Below are 15112 nucleotides of genomic sequence, written 5' to 3'. Positions count from 1 at the left end.
CTCAGCCGTCGCGCTGATGCACGCAGCGGCCATTGGCCCAGGTGGCGAATATCGTGCGGTCATCGCCAAGGATCATCAGCGCGAACAGCAGCTCATCGAGGCTTGCGGTACGTGCGGTGCGCCGTGCCAGCAGGGGCGTGGCCTGCGGATCGAGGACCACGATGTCGGCTTCATGGCCTTCACGCAGTGAGCCGATGTGGCGGTCGAGATGCAGCGCGCGGGCATTGCCAAGCGTCAGGCGGTAGAAGCCCTGCCAGGCAGTCAGTGGCTGGTCGAGCAACTGGCCGACCTGATAGGCGGCAGAAAGGGTGGCAAAACTCGAGAGGTTGGTGCCGCCGCCGACGTCGCTCGCCAGGGTGACGTTGAGTCCCGCCTCGCGACAGGCCAGGCGATCGAACAGGCCGCTGCCCAGAAACAGATTGGAGGTTGGGCAGAAGGCGATGTTGGCTCCCGCCGAGGCCAGCCGCTGGCGCATCTCCTGCGTCAGGTGAATGCCATGGGCGAAGGTGCTGCGCGGGCCGACCAGACCGTAACGTTCATAGACGCCCAAGTAGTCGGGAGCATCGGGATAGAGCTTTGCGACCCACTCGATCTCGCCCCGGTTCTCGGAGAGGTGCGTCTGCAGGTGCAGGTCAGGCGCATTGCGCAGCATGCCGCCCACGGCATCGAGCTGCTCGGGAGTAGAAGTGGGGGCGAAGCGCGGCGTCAGGCTGTAGCCTAGCCGCCCCTTGCCATGCCACTCGCCGATCAGCCGCTCGCTGTCGCGTACACCACTCTCCACGGTGTCGGTAAGGGCCGCCGGGGCGTGGCGATCCATCATCACCTTGCCTGCCAGCATGCGCAGGCCGCGACGGTGGGCGGCGGCGAAGAAGCTCTCCACCGAGACCGGATGCGAGGTGCAGAACACCTGAGCGGTGGTCGTGCCCGCCCGCAACTGCTCGTCGAGAAAGGCCTCGGCGACATCCTCGGCATGGGCGCGTTCGGCGAAGCGGCACTCCTCGGGGAAGGTGTAGGTATTGAGCCAGTCGAGCAGCTGGCGCCCGTAGGAGGCCATGATATCGAGTTGCACGTAATGCACATGGCTATCGATGAAACCGGGCATGATCAGCTTGCCCGAGTAGTCGATGACGTCGACCCCCTCGGGCAGACGCGCGGCCAGCTCGCGGTAGTCGCCGACGGCGTGGATCACGCCATCGTTGATCCACACCGCGCCATCCTCGAGGTAGAGCACGCTGCCCTCGGCTGGGCGGTCCTCCTCGCCGGGGTCGTCGACAAAGCTCAGCACGGGGCCGCGCAGGATACGCGTATCTGTCATGGATTCACTCCTAGATTCGTTTGTTCGAGGCGGCAATCAGCTCGACGAAGGGGTAAAGGTCTGGCGTAGCGTCTCGGCGGGCACACCGCGGCGCTCGCGCTTGTCGACGCCCGGCTTGAGCGTCAGCAGCTCGGCGGCAACCGCCAGCGCGATTTCGTAAGGACGCTTGCCCTGGGCGCCAGCAATGCCAATGGGGCAACGCACTGTGTCGAGTCTTGCCTGCTCGTGGCCCATATCGTGCAAGCGGCGCTGAAAGCTGGACCATTTGCTCACCGAGCCTATCAGGCCGATGGAGGCGCAATCGCCGCGCCTGAGCAGGGCATCGATCAGCGCCCGGTCCTCGCCGTGATCGTGGGTCATCACCAGCGCATGGCAGCTGCCGGGCAGGCTTGCCACCGATTCTGCTGGATCGATACACCGTCGGCAGCTAAGCCTGGGTTGCTGCACCAAGTGCTCGGGAAAGGCCCCCGCGCGACTGTCGAACCAGCTTAGCCGCCATGGCAGTGGGGCGAATAGGCCGACCAGCGCTTGACCGACATGGCCGGCACCGAATAGCGCGACGTGCATCTCGGCGCCGGCAAACACCTCGATCAGCACATTGACGAAGCCGCCACAACACTGGCCGCTGCGTCCGCCCAGGGAGAATGCCTCTAGCCGCGGACCTTGCTCGTGACGAGCCAGTGCGGTGCGGGCGACATCGATCACCTGAAACTCGAAAGTGCCGCCGCCCAAGGTGTCGTATACCTGATCGGCGGTGATCACCATCTTGGCGCCGGGTTCGCGCGGCGTGGAGCCTGCTGCCCCGACCACGCTTGCCAGGGCGTGTGGGATTGCCTCGCGCTGCAAGCGATCCAGAGCGGTGTGCCAAGGCATATCAGGGGCGGGCATGGCGCAACGCCTCGGCGGCCATCAACACCCGCTCCGGGGTGGCCGGCGTATCGAGCGGGGGGCTCTGGCGATAGTCGGCGAGGCTGGCAAGCGCATCGCGCAGCGCCGACCACACTGAAATTCCCAGCATGAAGGGTGGCTCGCCCACGGCCTTGGAGCGGTAAATGCTGGCTTGGGAGTTGGGGTGGCCCTGCATCAGCTCGACGTTGAATACCGACGGTAGATCGCCGAAGGCGGGAATCTTGTAGGTCGACGGGCCGTCGCTGAGCAGGCGTCCCGCGTCGTTCCACTTGAGTTCCTCGCAGGTCAGCCAGCCCATGCCCTGGATGAAGCCGCCCTCGACCTGGCCGATATCGATGGCGCTATTCAACGAATCGCCCACGTCATGCAGGATGTCGACGCGGGTAACCTGATACTCGCCCGTCAGCGTGTCCACCGCCACCTCGCTCACTGCCGCGCCATAGGCATAGTAGTAGAAGGGGCGCCCCTTGGCGGTGGTGCGGTCGTAGTGGATAAGGGGAGTCGAGTAGAAGCCCTTTTCCGAGAGCGAGATGCGCCCCAGATAGGCAGCCTGGACCAGCTCGCCCCAGCCAATGCGTCTGCTCTCATCGCCGCTGTCGACGACCAGGTAGCCCCGCTCCAGGCGCATCGCCTCGCGGTCGAGCCCCCCTTCGTCCTGGTAGAAGTGGCTGGCGGCGAAGTCGAGCAGCCGCTCGCGCAGTCTGGCGGCGGCGTCGCGGGCCGCCTGGCCGTTGAGGTCGGCACCGCTGGAGGCAGCGGTGGGCGAGGTGTTGGGCACCTTGTCGGTGCGTGTGGCGGTGATGCGCACCTGCTTGATATCCAGCCCCAGCTCCCGTGCCACCACCTGGCAGATCTTGGTGTGCAGCCCCTGTCCCATCTCGGTGCCACCGTGGTTGATCATCACGCTGCCATCGGTATAGACGTGCAGCAGCGCACCGGCCTGGTTGAGATGCTGGGCGGTGAACGAGATGCCGAACTTCACCGGGGTCAGGGCAAGCCCCTTCTTGACGATCGGGCTTCTGGCATTGAAGTCGGTGATTGCCCGGCGTCGCGCCCAGTAGTCGCTCGTAGCCTCGAGCTGCGCGACTAGGTCGTGAAGCAGCGAAAGCTGCTCGACGCGCTGACCGTAATGGGTGACATCACGACCTGTGCGATAGAAGTTGCGCTTGCGCACGGTAAGCGGGTCCTCACCGATGCGGCGAGCGATGTCGTCCATGGCGGCTTCGATGAGCATCATGCCCTGAGGGCCGCCGAAACCGCGAAAGGCAGTATTGGAGGCTTTATGCGTCCTGGCACGATGGCCAGTGACGCGTGCCTGGCCCAACGAGTAGGCGTTGTCGGCATGGAACATGGCCCGGTCGACGATCGCCTCGGAGAGATCCGGCGAGAAGCCGCAATCGCCGATCAGGGTCAAGTCGCCCCCCAGCAGCACGCCCTGCGCATCGAAGCCGAGCCGGTAGCGGTTATGGAAGGGGTGGCGCTTGCCGGTGGCGCGCATGTCCTCGGCGCGGGGCAGCCGCAGTCGCACACTACGTCCGGTGCGGCGGGCGACGATGGCGGCGATGCAGGTCCAGGGTGAAGCCTGGGTCTCCTTGCCACCGAAGCCGCCGCCCATGCGCCGCGTTTCCACGGTCACCGCATGGAAGGGGATGTCGAGCACCTCGGCGACCAGCTTCTGGGTCTCGCTGGGGTGCTGATTCGAGGTGTAGACGATCACCCCTTCATCCTCGGTGGGTGTGACCAGGCAAGCCTGCCCCTCGAGGTATAAGTGCTCCTGCCCACCCACGAACTGCTCGCCCTCGAGCACGTGTGCCGCCTCATCCAGAGCGGCTTGCCAGGTATCGCTTCCCTGCACGTGGGTGGGGCGAACGAACTCCTCGCGCTCGGCCGCGGCGACGGGATCGAGACTCGCTGACTGCTCATCGATCTCGACGATGGCCTCCCTCACTGCCAGCCGAGCCGCGCGGTAACTCACTGCGGCAACCGCGAACAGCGTCTGGCCGACATAGCTGATCTCGTCATCGACGAACAGCGGATCGCCGGCGAAGACCGGGCCTATGTCGGTATGGCCGGGAATATCGATGAAGGTGATCGCCTCCACTACCCCGGGGGCGCGTCTCGCCTGCTCCAGGTCCAGCCGGGTTAGCCTGCCATGGGCGACCGGCGAGAGGCCGACAGCGACATGCAACGTGTCGGCGGGGGCCGGTAGATCATCGATATAGGCGGCACGACCGGTGACATGCTTGACGGCGCTTTCGTGCTTGTAGCCGTGGCCGGCGCTGCCATGCTGGGTGTGCGGTATTTCCGCTTCGCGGGCCAGTGGACCGTCGCCCTTGTTGCGCCCGGTCTGCTCCCGGCGCGCCTTGGCCGAGTCTGCGTCGATATCAGTGAGCGTACGCATCGAGCATCACCTCCGAGTCGCGGTTGTCTTGTGAGACGGCGAGTACCAGGCGCAGGCGCTCGAGCAGGTTGCAAGCGGCCAACAGGCGATACTCGGCGGAGCCGCGGACGTCGCTCAATGGCTGGAGCTCGCCGCGCAGTGCCGCCTTGGCGGCTTCGAAGGCCTCGCGGCTTGGAGGCATGCCCTCCAGGGCCGCTTCGGCGTCGGGCGCACGACGGGGAATCGCCGCCATGCCGCCAAAGGCGAGGCGAACGTCACGCATGACACCCTCTTCTAGACGCCAGGCGAAGGCCGCCAGCACCGCGGAGATGTCATCCTCACGGCGCTTGGAGAGCTTCCACACCTTGAGCGCCTGGGTGTCGTCGCGGCGGGGCAAAAAGATGGCGCGGATGAACTCGCTCTCCTCGAGTGCCGTAACGCGGTAATCGAGGAAGAAGTCGTTCAAGGGCAGCTCTCGCTCCCCTTGCGCCCCGTCGAGCCGCAGATGGGCATCGAGCGCCAGCAGCACCGGAGGCGAGTCGCCGATGGGCGAAGCATTGGCGATGTTGCCACCCAGGGTGGCACGGTTGCGAATCTGCTGCGAGGCGAAGCGGTGCAGCAGGTGCGCGAAGGCGGGGAAGTGAGTCTCCAGCAGCGTTTCGAGACGGCTCAGCGTCACGGCGGCACCGATCCACCACCCCTCGTCGGTCTCCTCGATGGCGGTGAGTTCGGGCACTTGGCGGACATCGATGATGTCGTCCAGCACCTTGAGCTGCTGAGTGGATTCGAGCCACAAGTCGGTGGCGCCTGCGACCAGCCGTGCCTGCGGGCGGACGCGCTTGAACTCACGCAATTCCTCGAGGCTTCGGGGCACGCCATAGCGTCCCTGGAAGGCGTGTTCGGGGCTCGGTGCCTGGTGCAGCCGAGCCACCTTGATCGGCAATTCCGGATCGTCGGCCCACAGCGGATGGGTGTCGGGGTGGTGCTCCATCGACAGTGCCGCATCGCGGATCGGACGGTAGCCGGTGCAACGACACAGGTTGCCGCCCAGGGTCGCCTCCAGGCGCTCCTGGGTAAGCGGTGCCGGCTGGTGACGCTGCGCTTCATGCAGCGTGAACAGCGACATGACGATACCCGGAGTACAGAAGCCGCACTGGCTGGCGTGACACTCGACCATCGCGGCCTGGGCGGGATGTAGGGCATCTCCGCGAGCTAGCCCCTCGACCGTGACCAGATGGCAGCCATGCACCTGATGCGCCGGGACGATACAGGCGTTGGCCGTCTGGTAGATGAGCCTGCCCTCGTCATCGGGCTCGCCGATGGCGACGGTGCAGGCGCCGCAATCGCCCGAGGCGCATCCTTCCTTGGTACCGGTCTGGTTGAGGTGGGTGCGCAGCAGTTCGAGCAGACTCAGGTCTGGCGCGACATCGGCGCAGTGACGTCTGCCATTGAGGTGGAAATCGATCATCAAGGGGCCCGCCAGCTTGGCTATTATTCGAATAGTGATTGTTTGAAGGTCGAAGGAGACGACGCAACAGTCAAGTCTGACCAAATGGTCAACTCTCGAAATCCTGGCCCAAGTGCGTTGAAAGTGCAAGTCTGAGAAGACTCAGCCCGTACTTGCACATTACCGCCTGGCTGCCCATTGCAGGGTGAGGGGGGCTACGGCAAGCTTAGGCTTTCCCTTTCAGAGTCCGAGCTTATGACATCGATGGGAACAGCCGATGCGACGCGTACGCGACTGCGCAACGAGAAGGCCATTCTCGAGGCGGCAGAGCGGGTATTCGCTTGCCACGGCTACCGAGGTGCGAGTGTGCAGGCGATCGCCGAAGCGGCCGGGCTGCCGAAGTCCAACGTGCTCTACTACGTCGGCAGCAAGCGAAAGCTCTATGTGACACTGCTCGAGCGGATGATGGCGCGCTGGAACGTCATGCTCGACGATATCAGCGTCGATGATGACCCCGCCGAGGTGCTTGAAGCCTTCATTCGCAGCAAGATGCAGCTGACCCGCGACCACCCCCAAGGCTCGCGCTTGTTTGCCGCCGAGATACTTGGTGGCGCACCTTTCCTGGCAGAGTATCTGCAGGGCGAGCTGCGCGACTGGGTAGAGGCCCGCGCCGAGATCTTCGAGCAGTGGGCCGAGCGCGGGTTGATGGATCCGGTCGACCCGATATGGCTGATCTTCCTGATCTGGTCGGCGACGCAGCACTATGCCGACTTCGAGCCGCAGGTGCTCGGCATTACCGGCCGCCAACATTTGGGCGATGAGGATTACCGGCGCATCACCGATTTCCTTTGCCGGGTGATCCTCAAGGGGTGCGGCGTGAGATGAATCGTCCGGTTCATTTCACCAGCGGCGATTTCGTCATGGCTGTCGAGGCCTCGCTTCGTGGTAGCGCAAACGAGATCGCCAACGTCACCGCCAGCATCGCCGAGGAGACCCACAGGCAGGCGGCGAGGCCAGCGGTCATATAGATCCAGCCCGAGAGCAGCGTGCCGATCAGCCGACCCATGGCATTGGCCATATAATAGAAACCGACATCCAGCGAGACGCCGTCCTCTCGTGCCATCGCCACGATCAGGTAGCTGTGCAGGCTCGAATTGATCGCGAACAGTGCCCCGAACAGTATCAGCCCGCCGAGCAGGAAGAGCCCCGGTTGCCAGGCGAGGCCCAGGGCGATGATCGCCGGGAGTGCCGCCAACGCCGCTGCCCAGCCGATGGCGGCGCCACGCCCGGCGTGGCGGGTGCCGGTAATGCGCGGGGCGATCGCCTGCACGCCGCCATAGGCGATCACCCAGGCGGCGAGGAACGCCCCTACGCGCCAGTGGTCCCAGCCGAAGTCGCTGGCCAGAAACACCGGCAGGGCGACGACGAACCATACATCGCGTGCGCCAAACAGGAACATGCGCGCTGCGGAGAGCACGTTTATCGCGCGGCTCTTGGAGAGGATCTCACGGAACTTGGGTTTGACCTTGGCGCGGCCCAGCTCGCCACCCATACGCCACAACGAGAGTCCCAGCACGGCGCACAACATCGCTGCCATGAGCAGCACCGCGCCGCGAAACCCGGCCAGCGACAGCAGCAGCCCTCCCAGGAAGAACCCTACCCCCTTGAGCGCATTCTTCGACCCGGTGAGCAGGGCGACCCAGCGGTAGAGCGCGTTGTTGCCGCCTCCCGCCGGGACCAGCGTCTTGATCGCACTCTTGGCACTCATCTTGTTGAGATCCTTGGCGATGCCGGAGAGTGCCTGGGCTGCCATCACCCACGCGACCGACAGCCAGGCGGCGGGAACCAGCAGCATCGCCAGCGCCACGATCTGCAGACCAAGGCCGAGGTTCATGGTGCGATTGAGCCCCAGCCTGGCACCGAGCCATCCGCCGACCAGGTTGGTCACCACGCCGAAGAACTCGTAGAACAGAAACAGCAGCGCCACTTCGAGCGCGGTATACCCGAGCTGATGAAAGTGCAGCACCACCAGCATGCGCAGGGCGCCGTCGGTAAGCGTGAACGCCCAGTAGTTAGTGGTCACCAGCAAGTACTGACGCACCTCGTGGGGGAGCCGGGCGAGACACGTGAGCATGGTCAGGCCTTGCCGACCTTGGCGGCCAGCTCCACGGTTCGGTTGGCATAGCCGTACTCGTTGTCGTACCAGGCGTAGATCTTGACCTGGGTACCGGCCACGACCATGGTCGAGAGGGCATCGACGATGGCGCTGCGCGGGTCGCTGCGGTAGTCGATCGACACCAGCGGGCGCTCTTCAAAGCCCAGGATGCCGGCAAGCTCGCCTTGCGCCGCCTCCTTGAGCAGGGCGTTGACCTCGTCTGCGCTGGTCTCGCGCTCGACTTCGAAGACCATGTCAGTGAGTGAGGCGTTGGCCAGTGGCACGCGTACCGCATGGCCGTTCAGCTTGCCCTCGAGTTCCGGGAAGATGGCGCCGATCGCCTTGGCCGAACCGGTGGTGGTGGGAATCAGGCTCATGCCGCAGGCCCGTGAGCGGCGCAGATCCGGCTTTTGTGAAGAACTCGGAGCGTCGAGAATCACCTGGGTATTGGTGATGTCGTGGATGGTGGTCATCGAGCCGTGGCGGATGCCGAGTTTCTCGAGGATCACCTTGACCACTGGCGCCAGGCAGTTGGTAGTGCAGCTCGCGGCAGTCACTATAGGGTGGCTGGCGGGGTCGAAGAGATGATCGTTGACGCCCATTACTACGTTGAGCACCCCCTCTTCCTTGATCGGCGCACTGACTACCACTCGCTTCACGCCTTGGTCCAGATAGGCCTGTAGCTTCTCCCTGGTCTTCATCTTGCCGGAGGCCTCGATCACCATATCGCAGCCGGACCAGTCGCTGTCGCCAATCTCGCGGTTGGCACTGCAGGCGATTCGCTTGCCCGCAACGATCAGGGCGTGCGGTTCGGCCGTGATACCATCTCCGCTACCCGCATCCCAATGGCCATGCACCGAGTCGAACTCCAGCAGATGGGCGAGGGTGGCCGTGTCGCCGCCCGGGTCGTTGATCTGAACGAATTCGACGTCGTCGCGCTGCCAGCCTGAGCGCAGCGCCAGGCGGCCGATGCGACCGAAGCCGTTGATGCCGATCTTGAGGGTCATGTGAACCTCCTTGGATGAGTTGTCGGACGAAGCGATACTCGATACGGGGCGCTCAGCAGCAGGTGCTGCGGCGTTCGGGGCGGTTGTCCATGCGGTCCAGGTTGCGCTGCATTTCGGCGACGATGCTCTTGCACCCCTTGGCAGTGCTCTCGAGGACGTTCCGTGCCCAGCCAGGCAACTCGGGGTGCAGACGGTAGTAGACCCATTGACCCTGACGGCGATCTGCCACCAGCTCGCAGCTGCGCAACTGGGCAAGATGGCGCGATATCTTCGGCTGGGAGGCGTCGAGCACATGGATGAATTCACACACGCAGAGCTCCTCCTCGGCCTGGATCAACAACAGGATCGACAGACGCGTCTCGTCGGCCAGGCACTTGAAGAACTGGGTGGCGTTCTCGCTCACGGCCTACTCCGATCAGTGATATGTGGTAAGCAATATATATGGTACATCGTATATGAAAGGGGGTGACAATTCGATGACAGAGGCAGCCCTGCCGATCGATGGCCAGCTCGAGGCGATTCGCCAAGCGCTGATTCATCACTCACGGGTAGTGCTGGTGGCCGCACCTGGCGCTGGCAAGACCACCCGAGTTCCTCTGGCACTGCTCGACGAGCCTTGGTGCCAGGGCATCGGAGGTAGGGGCAGGCTGTTATTGCTTGAACCACGCCGTGTCGCCGCGCGACTGGCCGCACGCTTCATGGCCGAGACACTCGGTGAGCGGGTCGGCGATAGGATCGGCTATCGCGTACGCGCAGAGAGCCGGGTGGGGCCAGAGACACGTCTGGAGGTGGTCACCCAGGGCGTGCTGACGCGCATGCTGCAGGACGATCCGATGCTTGAGGGCGTGACCGGCATCATCTTCGATGAGTTTCATGAACGCAGTCTCGAGGCCGACCTGGGACTGGCACTGGCGCTGGACGTTCAGGCGGGGCTGCGCGAGGAGCTGCGCTTGCTGGTGATGTCGGCCACCCTGGATGTCGCTTCATTACGCACGGTGCTTGGCGAGTCGACACCATTGATCGACTGTGCGGGACGCGCCTACCCGGTCGAGACCCACTATCGAGCCCTGACGAGTCGAGAGTCGGAGATCCGCCAGCAGGCCCGAGTGGTGCAAGAGGCTCTGACCAGGCACGACGGCGACCTGCTCGTCTTAGTGCCCGGTGTCGCCGAGATTCGCCGTCTGGCCCGTGCGCTGCAAGGGCTGCCAAGCGAGGTGAAGCTGTTCGAACTGCATGGGCGCCTGCCGCTGGAGGAGCAGCAGCGAGCGCTGCGCGCCAACTCCTCAGGCGGCCGGCGCGTGGTGCTGGCCACGGCAATTGCTGAGTCGAGCGTCACCGTGGACGGTGTGCGGGTGGTCATCGACAGCGGCTTCGAACGGGTGCCCGAGTACCGGGCGCGCTCGGGACTGACGCGGCTGACCACACGGCGTATCAATCGCGCCAGTGCTGACCAGCGACGTGGGCGTGCCGGTCGCCAGGGACCCGGGCACTGTTATCGGTTGTGGCCCGAGGAGCAGCCTCTGCCAGCCCATGGCGAGCCCGAAATCCTGCAGACTGACCTGGCTGGCCTGGCATTCGAGCTGGCACGCTGGGGCGTCAAGGAGCCAGGGCAGCTAGCCTGGGTTACCCCACCGCCAGTCGCGGGCTTCGAGGCAGGGAGTGAGTTGTTGAAGCGCCTGGGGGTGCTGGGCACCGATCATGCTCTCACGCGGCTGGGCGCACGCTGCTCGCGCTGGCCGTCCCATCCGCGCCTGGCGCTGCTGCTCGAACGTGCTGGTGAGTTCGACGCGCTGCCACTTGCCTGCTGGCTGGTGGCGCTGTTGGAGAGCCGGGGAGTAGGGCAGCGAGGTGGTCATGAACGCGATCTGGCCGCGCTCCTGGCAAATCGCCCCCAGGCCCGAGCCCAGGGCGAGGAGGGGCAGTGGTACCGTGATGCTCAGCGCTTGGCGACGCGCGCCGGTTGCCCACTCGATGTGACAAGCCTGGCGCCGCTTGGAGAATTGCTGGCGCTAGCCTATCCGGAGCGAGTGGCATTGCGTCTCGAGCCTGGGCGCTTCAAGCTTGCCGGTGGCGGTCAAGCGGTACTGCCCGAGTCGCATCCGCTGGCGCATGCCGAAGCACTGGTGGCAGTGGAGCTTGATGGTGACGCGACCCAGGCCACTGTCCATCGGGCGGCGCAGTTGCATCTAGCGCGCCTGGCATCGTTACTTCCCGATACCACGCTGTGGCGTGCGCGAATCGAGTGGTCGGAGCGAGAGGGGCGGCTGCAGGGTGAGGAGGTACGCTGCCTGGGTGAGTTGGTGCTGGAGCGGCGCCCACTGGCTCGTCTTCCCGAACAGGCGGTGCGCACCGCACTGCTGGCGGCACTGCGCAAGCGGGGTAGCTTGATATTGGATGAAGAAGCGCAGCAACTGCTGGGGCGCGTGGCGCTGGTGCGAGGTGAGCTTGGCGACAAAGAGGAGCCATGGCCCGACTGGTCGATGAGCGCTCTGCTGAACGACCTGGAGGAGTGGCTCGCTCCGCACCTGGATGGCATCACCCGGCTGGAGGCGATCGATCGACTTCCCCTGACCCGGCCATTACTCGATCGGCTCGCCTGGCCACTGCGCCAACGCCTCGATCTGCTGGCCCCCACCCACCTGGCGGTGCCCAGCGGTGCGCGTATTCGCCTCGACTATCGCAACGGCGAGCCGGTGCTTGCGGTCAAGTTGCAGGAACTCTTTGGTCTGGCGCAAACGCCACGCTTGGTGGAGGGGCGGGTGACGGTGGTCATTCATCTTCTCTCGCCGGCTCGGCGACCGCTACAGGTCACCCGGGATCTGGCGGGCTTCTGGAGCAATGGCTATTTCGAGGTGCGCAAGGAGATGCGTGGCCGCTACCCCAAGCACCCCTGGCCTGAGGATCCGCTAAGCGCCGAGGCGACGGCCCGAACCCGGCAAATAGGCTCGCGCCAACGTTGACGTTTCGTCAACTCGCGGTGCCGCTTTGGGAACTCTCGAGGCGTGCTGACGTTCAAAGCGTTGGTAGCTGGGTATTGCACCCGCCTCTCTCAGGCGGCATTCTTGTCCACTGCACGATAGACAAATACAGGGAGCATCGATCGATGGCTTATCAAGAATCTCATGTCACACATCATCAGGCGAGTGCCGTCAGCACCAATAAGGTCCTGCGCAACACTTACGGCCTGCTGGCGATGACTCTACTGTTCTCCGCGGTGACCGCCGGGGCCTCCATGGCCATGGGCATCGAGCGGCTGAACATCTTCGTCTTCTTCATTGGTGCGTACGGGCTGATGTTCCTGGTCCACAAGACCGCCAACTCGGCTGCAGGCCTGCTGGCGACGTTCGCTTTCACCGGTTTCATGGGCTTCACCCTCGGACCGATCCTCAGCGCCTATCTGACGCTGCCCAACGGCTCGGCACTGATCATGACGGCGCTGGCGATGACCGGTGCGACCTTCATTGGCCTATCCGCCGTGGCGCTGGTGACCAAGAAGGACTTCAGCTTCCTGGGCAACTTCCTGATGGCGGGTGCCATCGTGCTGATCCTGGCCATGGTCGCGGCACTGGTCTTCAACATTCCCACGCTGTCGCTGGCGGTATCGGCTGGCTTCGTGCTGTTCGCCTCCGCGGCGATTCTCTTCCAGACCAGTGAGATCGTTCATCGCGCCGGCGAGACCAACTACATTCTCGCTACCATCACGCTCTACGTCTCGATCTACAACTTGTTCATCAGCCTGCTGTCGCTGCTGGGTATCATGAACAGCGATTGATAGGTAACGCTGGATCGATGGCCCCGCCTCGGCGGGGCCATCGCGTTTGTGGACAGGCCGTCGAGGAATCACCATGCGCTATGCCTTACTGGTCCAAGGGGCACCCTATAGTCACCAGGCGTCGCATTCGGCATTGCGCTTCGCCGATGCCCTAATCGCCCGCGGCCATCGGCTGGAGACGGTTTTCTTCTATCATGATGGTGTCTACAACGCGGCTCGCCTGGCCGCGCCTCCCCAGGACGAGCCGCATCTGGTCGACGGCTGGCGCCGCCTGCACGACAAGCATGGCACGTCACTGCAGGTATGCATTGCCGCCGGCCTGCGCCGCGGCCTTCTCGACGAGCGAGAGGCGGCGCGCCATGGCAAGCAGGGCTTTAGCCTCGAGGCGCCGTTCGAGCTTACTGGCCTTGGGCAGTTGGTGGAGGCGGGCCTGACTCATGACCGCTTGATTACCTTTTCTCCGTGACGATGGTGAGCCATGAGTGACGCGACCGAGCAGGGTGATGCACCAACACTGGCAGGCGATCTGCTGATGATCCTGCGCCATGCGCCGCATGGCAGCAGCTGGTTGAAGGAGGGTCTCGACGTTGCCCTAGTGGCTGCCGCCTTCGGCCGCGACGTCACGCTGCTTTTCAGCGGCGAGGGGGTGTTGTCGCTACTGACGGAACAGGGTGCTGGTGCCCTCGGGCAGAAGGGTACCCATCCGGTGATCGAGATGCTGGGCATGTACGATATCGAGACGCTGCTTGTCGATGCCGATGCGCTGACGGCATACGGACTGGACCGCGAGGATCTGTTCGTGCCGGTGCGGCCGGTATCGTCGGTTGAGATGGCCCAGGCGTTGCGCTGCCACCTGCTGGTACTCAACTTCTAATTGACATGATGGACCTGGACACACGAAGAGGGCGCCCATGATTCTACATACGCTCAACCGCTCGCCGACCTCGAGCCGGGTCTATCAGCAGGTACTTGGCGCCATGGGCCCGCAGGATCGGCTGTTGCTGATCGAAGATGGCGTTCAGGGGGCGCTACCCCAGATGGTACGCCACTTCGAGGAACTCAAGGGGCGTCTGTATGCGCTGCGCGAAGATCTCGCCGCGCGCGGCCTAGAGGGGCGCTGCGATCCCGATGTCATGGTAGTGGATGTCGATGGTTTCGTGACATTGACGGAAGAGGCGGACAAGACGGTGAGTTGGTTCTGATGGCATCGACAGAAATATACCGTTATCTAATTATAGACAATCAAAAGGTGGCTTTGGATACCGAAGGTTACTTGATCGATCTCAGTGACTGGACGCCTCAGGTCGCCAGCCGGCTAGCCGAAGAGGAGTCACGCACTCTGACCGAGGAGCATTGGGAGGTGATCGAGGTGTTGCGCGATTTCTATGCTCGCTATGAGATGGCGCCTGCGATGCGCCCGCTGGTCAAGGCGGTGAGCCAGGCGCTGGGGCCGGAGAAGGGCAAGTCACTTCATCTGATGCGGTTGTTCCCGGAGAGTCCGGCCAAGGTGGCGGCACGGCTGGCTGGGCTTCCCAAACCCGCCAACTGCCTGTGAAGGACAGATGAACTTCCTCGCTCACGCCTGGCTTGCCCATGGTGGCAGTGATGACTTCCTGTACGGCAATCTGATCGCCGATGGAGTGAAGGGGAGCGATCTCTCGGCCTGGGAGGCTGAGATCGCCGACGGCATTCGCCATCACCGCCTGGTGGATGCACGGGTCGATTCACACCCAGTGGTACGCGAGGTGCTGTGTCGCGCGCCTCCCGGGCTGAGGCGCTACGCCCCCATCGCCCTCGATCTGTTGTGGGATCACTTCCTGGCGCGAAAACTGGCCACACACGATGAGCATCACGTCCTGATAGAGCGCTGCTATGCGCTGCTCGGCAAGCGCCGGGCACCATCCCGGCTGGCCGCGATGATGCCGATACTGGTGGAGCAGGACTGGTTGCGCGGCTACGCCGATTTCGCCTTTACTTGCCGAGCCATCAGTGGCATCGGACGACGTCTCTCGGGTCCCAATCGGCTAGCCGAACTCGCCCCCTGGCTGGATCACGACTATCTCGCACTGGAAGCGGCTTTCCAGCGACTCTGGCCCTCGTTGTATGATGAACTGGGCGTCGCCTGAC

Annotated in this window: 15 protein-coding genes; 8 read left to right on the top strand and 7 right to left on the bottom strand. The window is 64.2% G+C overall.

What is annotated here, in order from left to right; genetic code table 11:
* Position 1: 1 nt before the first annotated feature.
* The 4 genes from guaD to xdhA are packed head-to-tail and all read right to left on the bottom strand — an operon-like array spanning position 2 to position 6072.
* A complete protein-coding gene (gene guaD / locus HJD22_RS14360) occupies positions 2 to 1315 on the bottom strand; it encodes a guanine deaminase (protein ID WP_208656340.1) in 1314 nt (437 codons plus the stop codon).
* 36 nt (positions 1316 to 1351) lie between these two features.
* Positions 1352 to 2203 (bottom strand): xanthine dehydrogenase accessory protein XdhC, encoded by an 852-nt coding sequence (xdhC, locus tag HJD22_RS14355; RefSeq protein ID WP_208656341.1) that lies wholly within the window; start codon positions 2201 to 2203, stop codon positions 1352 to 1354.
* The gene (gene xdhB / locus HJD22_RS14350) at positions 2190 to 4625 is read right to left on the bottom strand and encodes a xanthine dehydrogenase molybdopterin binding subunit (RefSeq protein WP_208656342.1); all 2436 of its coding nucleotides are present in this window, start codon (positions 4623 to 4625) and stop codon (positions 2190 to 2192) included. Before xdhB ends, xdhC begins: the two co-directional genes overlap by 14 nt.
* On the bottom strand, positions 4609 to 6072 hold the full coding sequence (xdhA, locus tag HJD22_RS14345) for a xanthine dehydrogenase small subunit (RefSeq protein ID WP_208656343.1): 1464 nt from the start codon (positions 6070 to 6072) through the stop codon (positions 4609 to 4611). Before xdhA ends, xdhB begins: the two co-directional genes overlap by 17 nt.
* Positions 6073 to 6306: 234 nt before the next feature.
* Between xdhA and HJD22_RS14340 the strand changes: the two genes are divergently transcribed.
* A complete protein-coding gene (locus tag HJD22_RS14340) occupies positions 6307 to 6936 on the top strand; it encodes a TetR/AcrR family transcriptional regulator (protein WP_208656344.1) in 630 nt (209 codons plus the stop codon).
* A gap of 10 nt (positions 6937 to 6946) precedes the next feature.
* Here HJD22_RS14340 and arsJ read toward each other — a convergent pair whose 3' ends face one another.
* From arsJ to HJD22_RS14325, 3 genes are read right to left on the bottom strand one after another with little or no spacing between them, the layout of a single operon-like run.
* The gene (gene arsJ, locus HJD22_RS14335) at positions 6947 to 8185 is read right to left on the bottom strand and encodes an organoarsenical effux MFS transporter ArsJ (RefSeq protein WP_208656345.1); all 1239 of its coding nucleotides are present in this window, start codon (positions 8183 to 8185) and stop codon (positions 6947 to 6949) included.
* A gap of 2 nt (positions 8186 to 8187) precedes the next feature.
* On the bottom strand, positions 8188 to 9213 hold the full coding sequence (locus tag HJD22_RS14330) for an ArsJ-associated glyceraldehyde-3-phosphate dehydrogenase (protein ID WP_208656346.1): 1026 nt from the start codon (positions 9211 to 9213) through the stop codon (positions 8188 to 8190).
* 52 nt (positions 9214 to 9265) lie between these two features.
* Positions 9266 to 9616: a metalloregulator ArsR/SmtB family transcription factor gene (locus tag HJD22_RS14325; protein ID WP_208656347.1), complete on the bottom strand. Its 351-nt coding sequence runs from the start codon at positions 9614 to 9616 to the stop codon at positions 9266 to 9268.
* Between the two features lie 73 nt (positions 9617 to 9689).
* On the opposite strand from HJD22_RS14325, the gene hrpB reads away from it, so the two are divergent.
* The 7 genes from hrpB to HJD22_RS14290 all read left to right on the top strand — a co-directional run bounded on the left by hrpB (position 9690) and on the right by HJD22_RS14290 (position 15111).
* On the top strand, positions 9690 to 12173 hold the full coding sequence (hrpB, locus tag HJD22_RS14320) for an ATP-dependent helicase HrpB (protein ID WP_208656348.1): 2484 nt from the start codon (positions 9690 to 9692) through the stop codon (positions 12171 to 12173).
* Positions 12174 to 12316: 143 nt separating this feature from the next.
* Entirely contained in the window at positions 12317 to 12985 is a 669-nt protein-coding gene (locus tag HJD22_RS14315) for a Bax inhibitor-1/YccA family protein (RefSeq protein WP_208656349.1), read from the top strand.
* A gap of 73 nt (positions 12986 to 13058) precedes the next feature.
* Positions 13059 to 13451: a sulfurtransferase complex subunit TusD gene (gene tusD, locus HJD22_RS14310; RefSeq protein WP_208656350.1), complete on the top strand. Its 393-nt coding sequence runs from the start codon at positions 13059 to 13061 to the stop codon at positions 13449 to 13451.
* Between the two features lie 12 nt (positions 13452 to 13463).
* Complete coding sequence (locus tag HJD22_RS14305; RefSeq protein ID WP_208656351.1) at positions 13464 to 13859, top strand: DsrE family protein; 396 nt, start codon at positions 13464 to 13466, stop codon at positions 13857 to 13859.
* A gap of 37 nt (positions 13860 to 13896) precedes the next feature.
* On the top strand, positions 13897 to 14187 hold the full coding sequence (tusB, locus tag HJD22_RS14300) for a sulfurtransferase complex subunit TusB (protein WP_208656352.1): 291 nt from the start codon (positions 13897 to 13899) through the stop codon (positions 14185 to 14187).
* Entirely contained in the window at positions 14187 to 14540 is a 354-nt protein-coding gene (locus tag HJD22_RS14295; protein ID WP_208656353.1) for a TusE/DsrC/DsvC family sulfur relay protein, read from the top strand. The genes tusB and HJD22_RS14295 overlap by 1 nt, the downstream gene beginning before the upstream one ends.
* Positions 14541 to 14547: 7 nt before the next feature.
* On the top strand, positions 14548 to 15111 hold the full coding sequence (locus HJD22_RS14290; RefSeq protein WP_208656354.1) for an ACP phosphodiesterase: 564 nt from the start codon (positions 14548 to 14550) through the stop codon (positions 15109 to 15111).
* Position 15112 lies beyond the last annotated feature (1 nt).

Origin of the sequence: Halomonas sp. TA22, from assembly GCF_013009075.1 — a bacterium.
GTDB lineage: Bacteria > Pseudomonadota > Gammaproteobacteria > Pseudomonadales > Halomonadaceae > TA22.
This window is presented reverse-complemented; position numbering and strand designations above follow the sequence as displayed.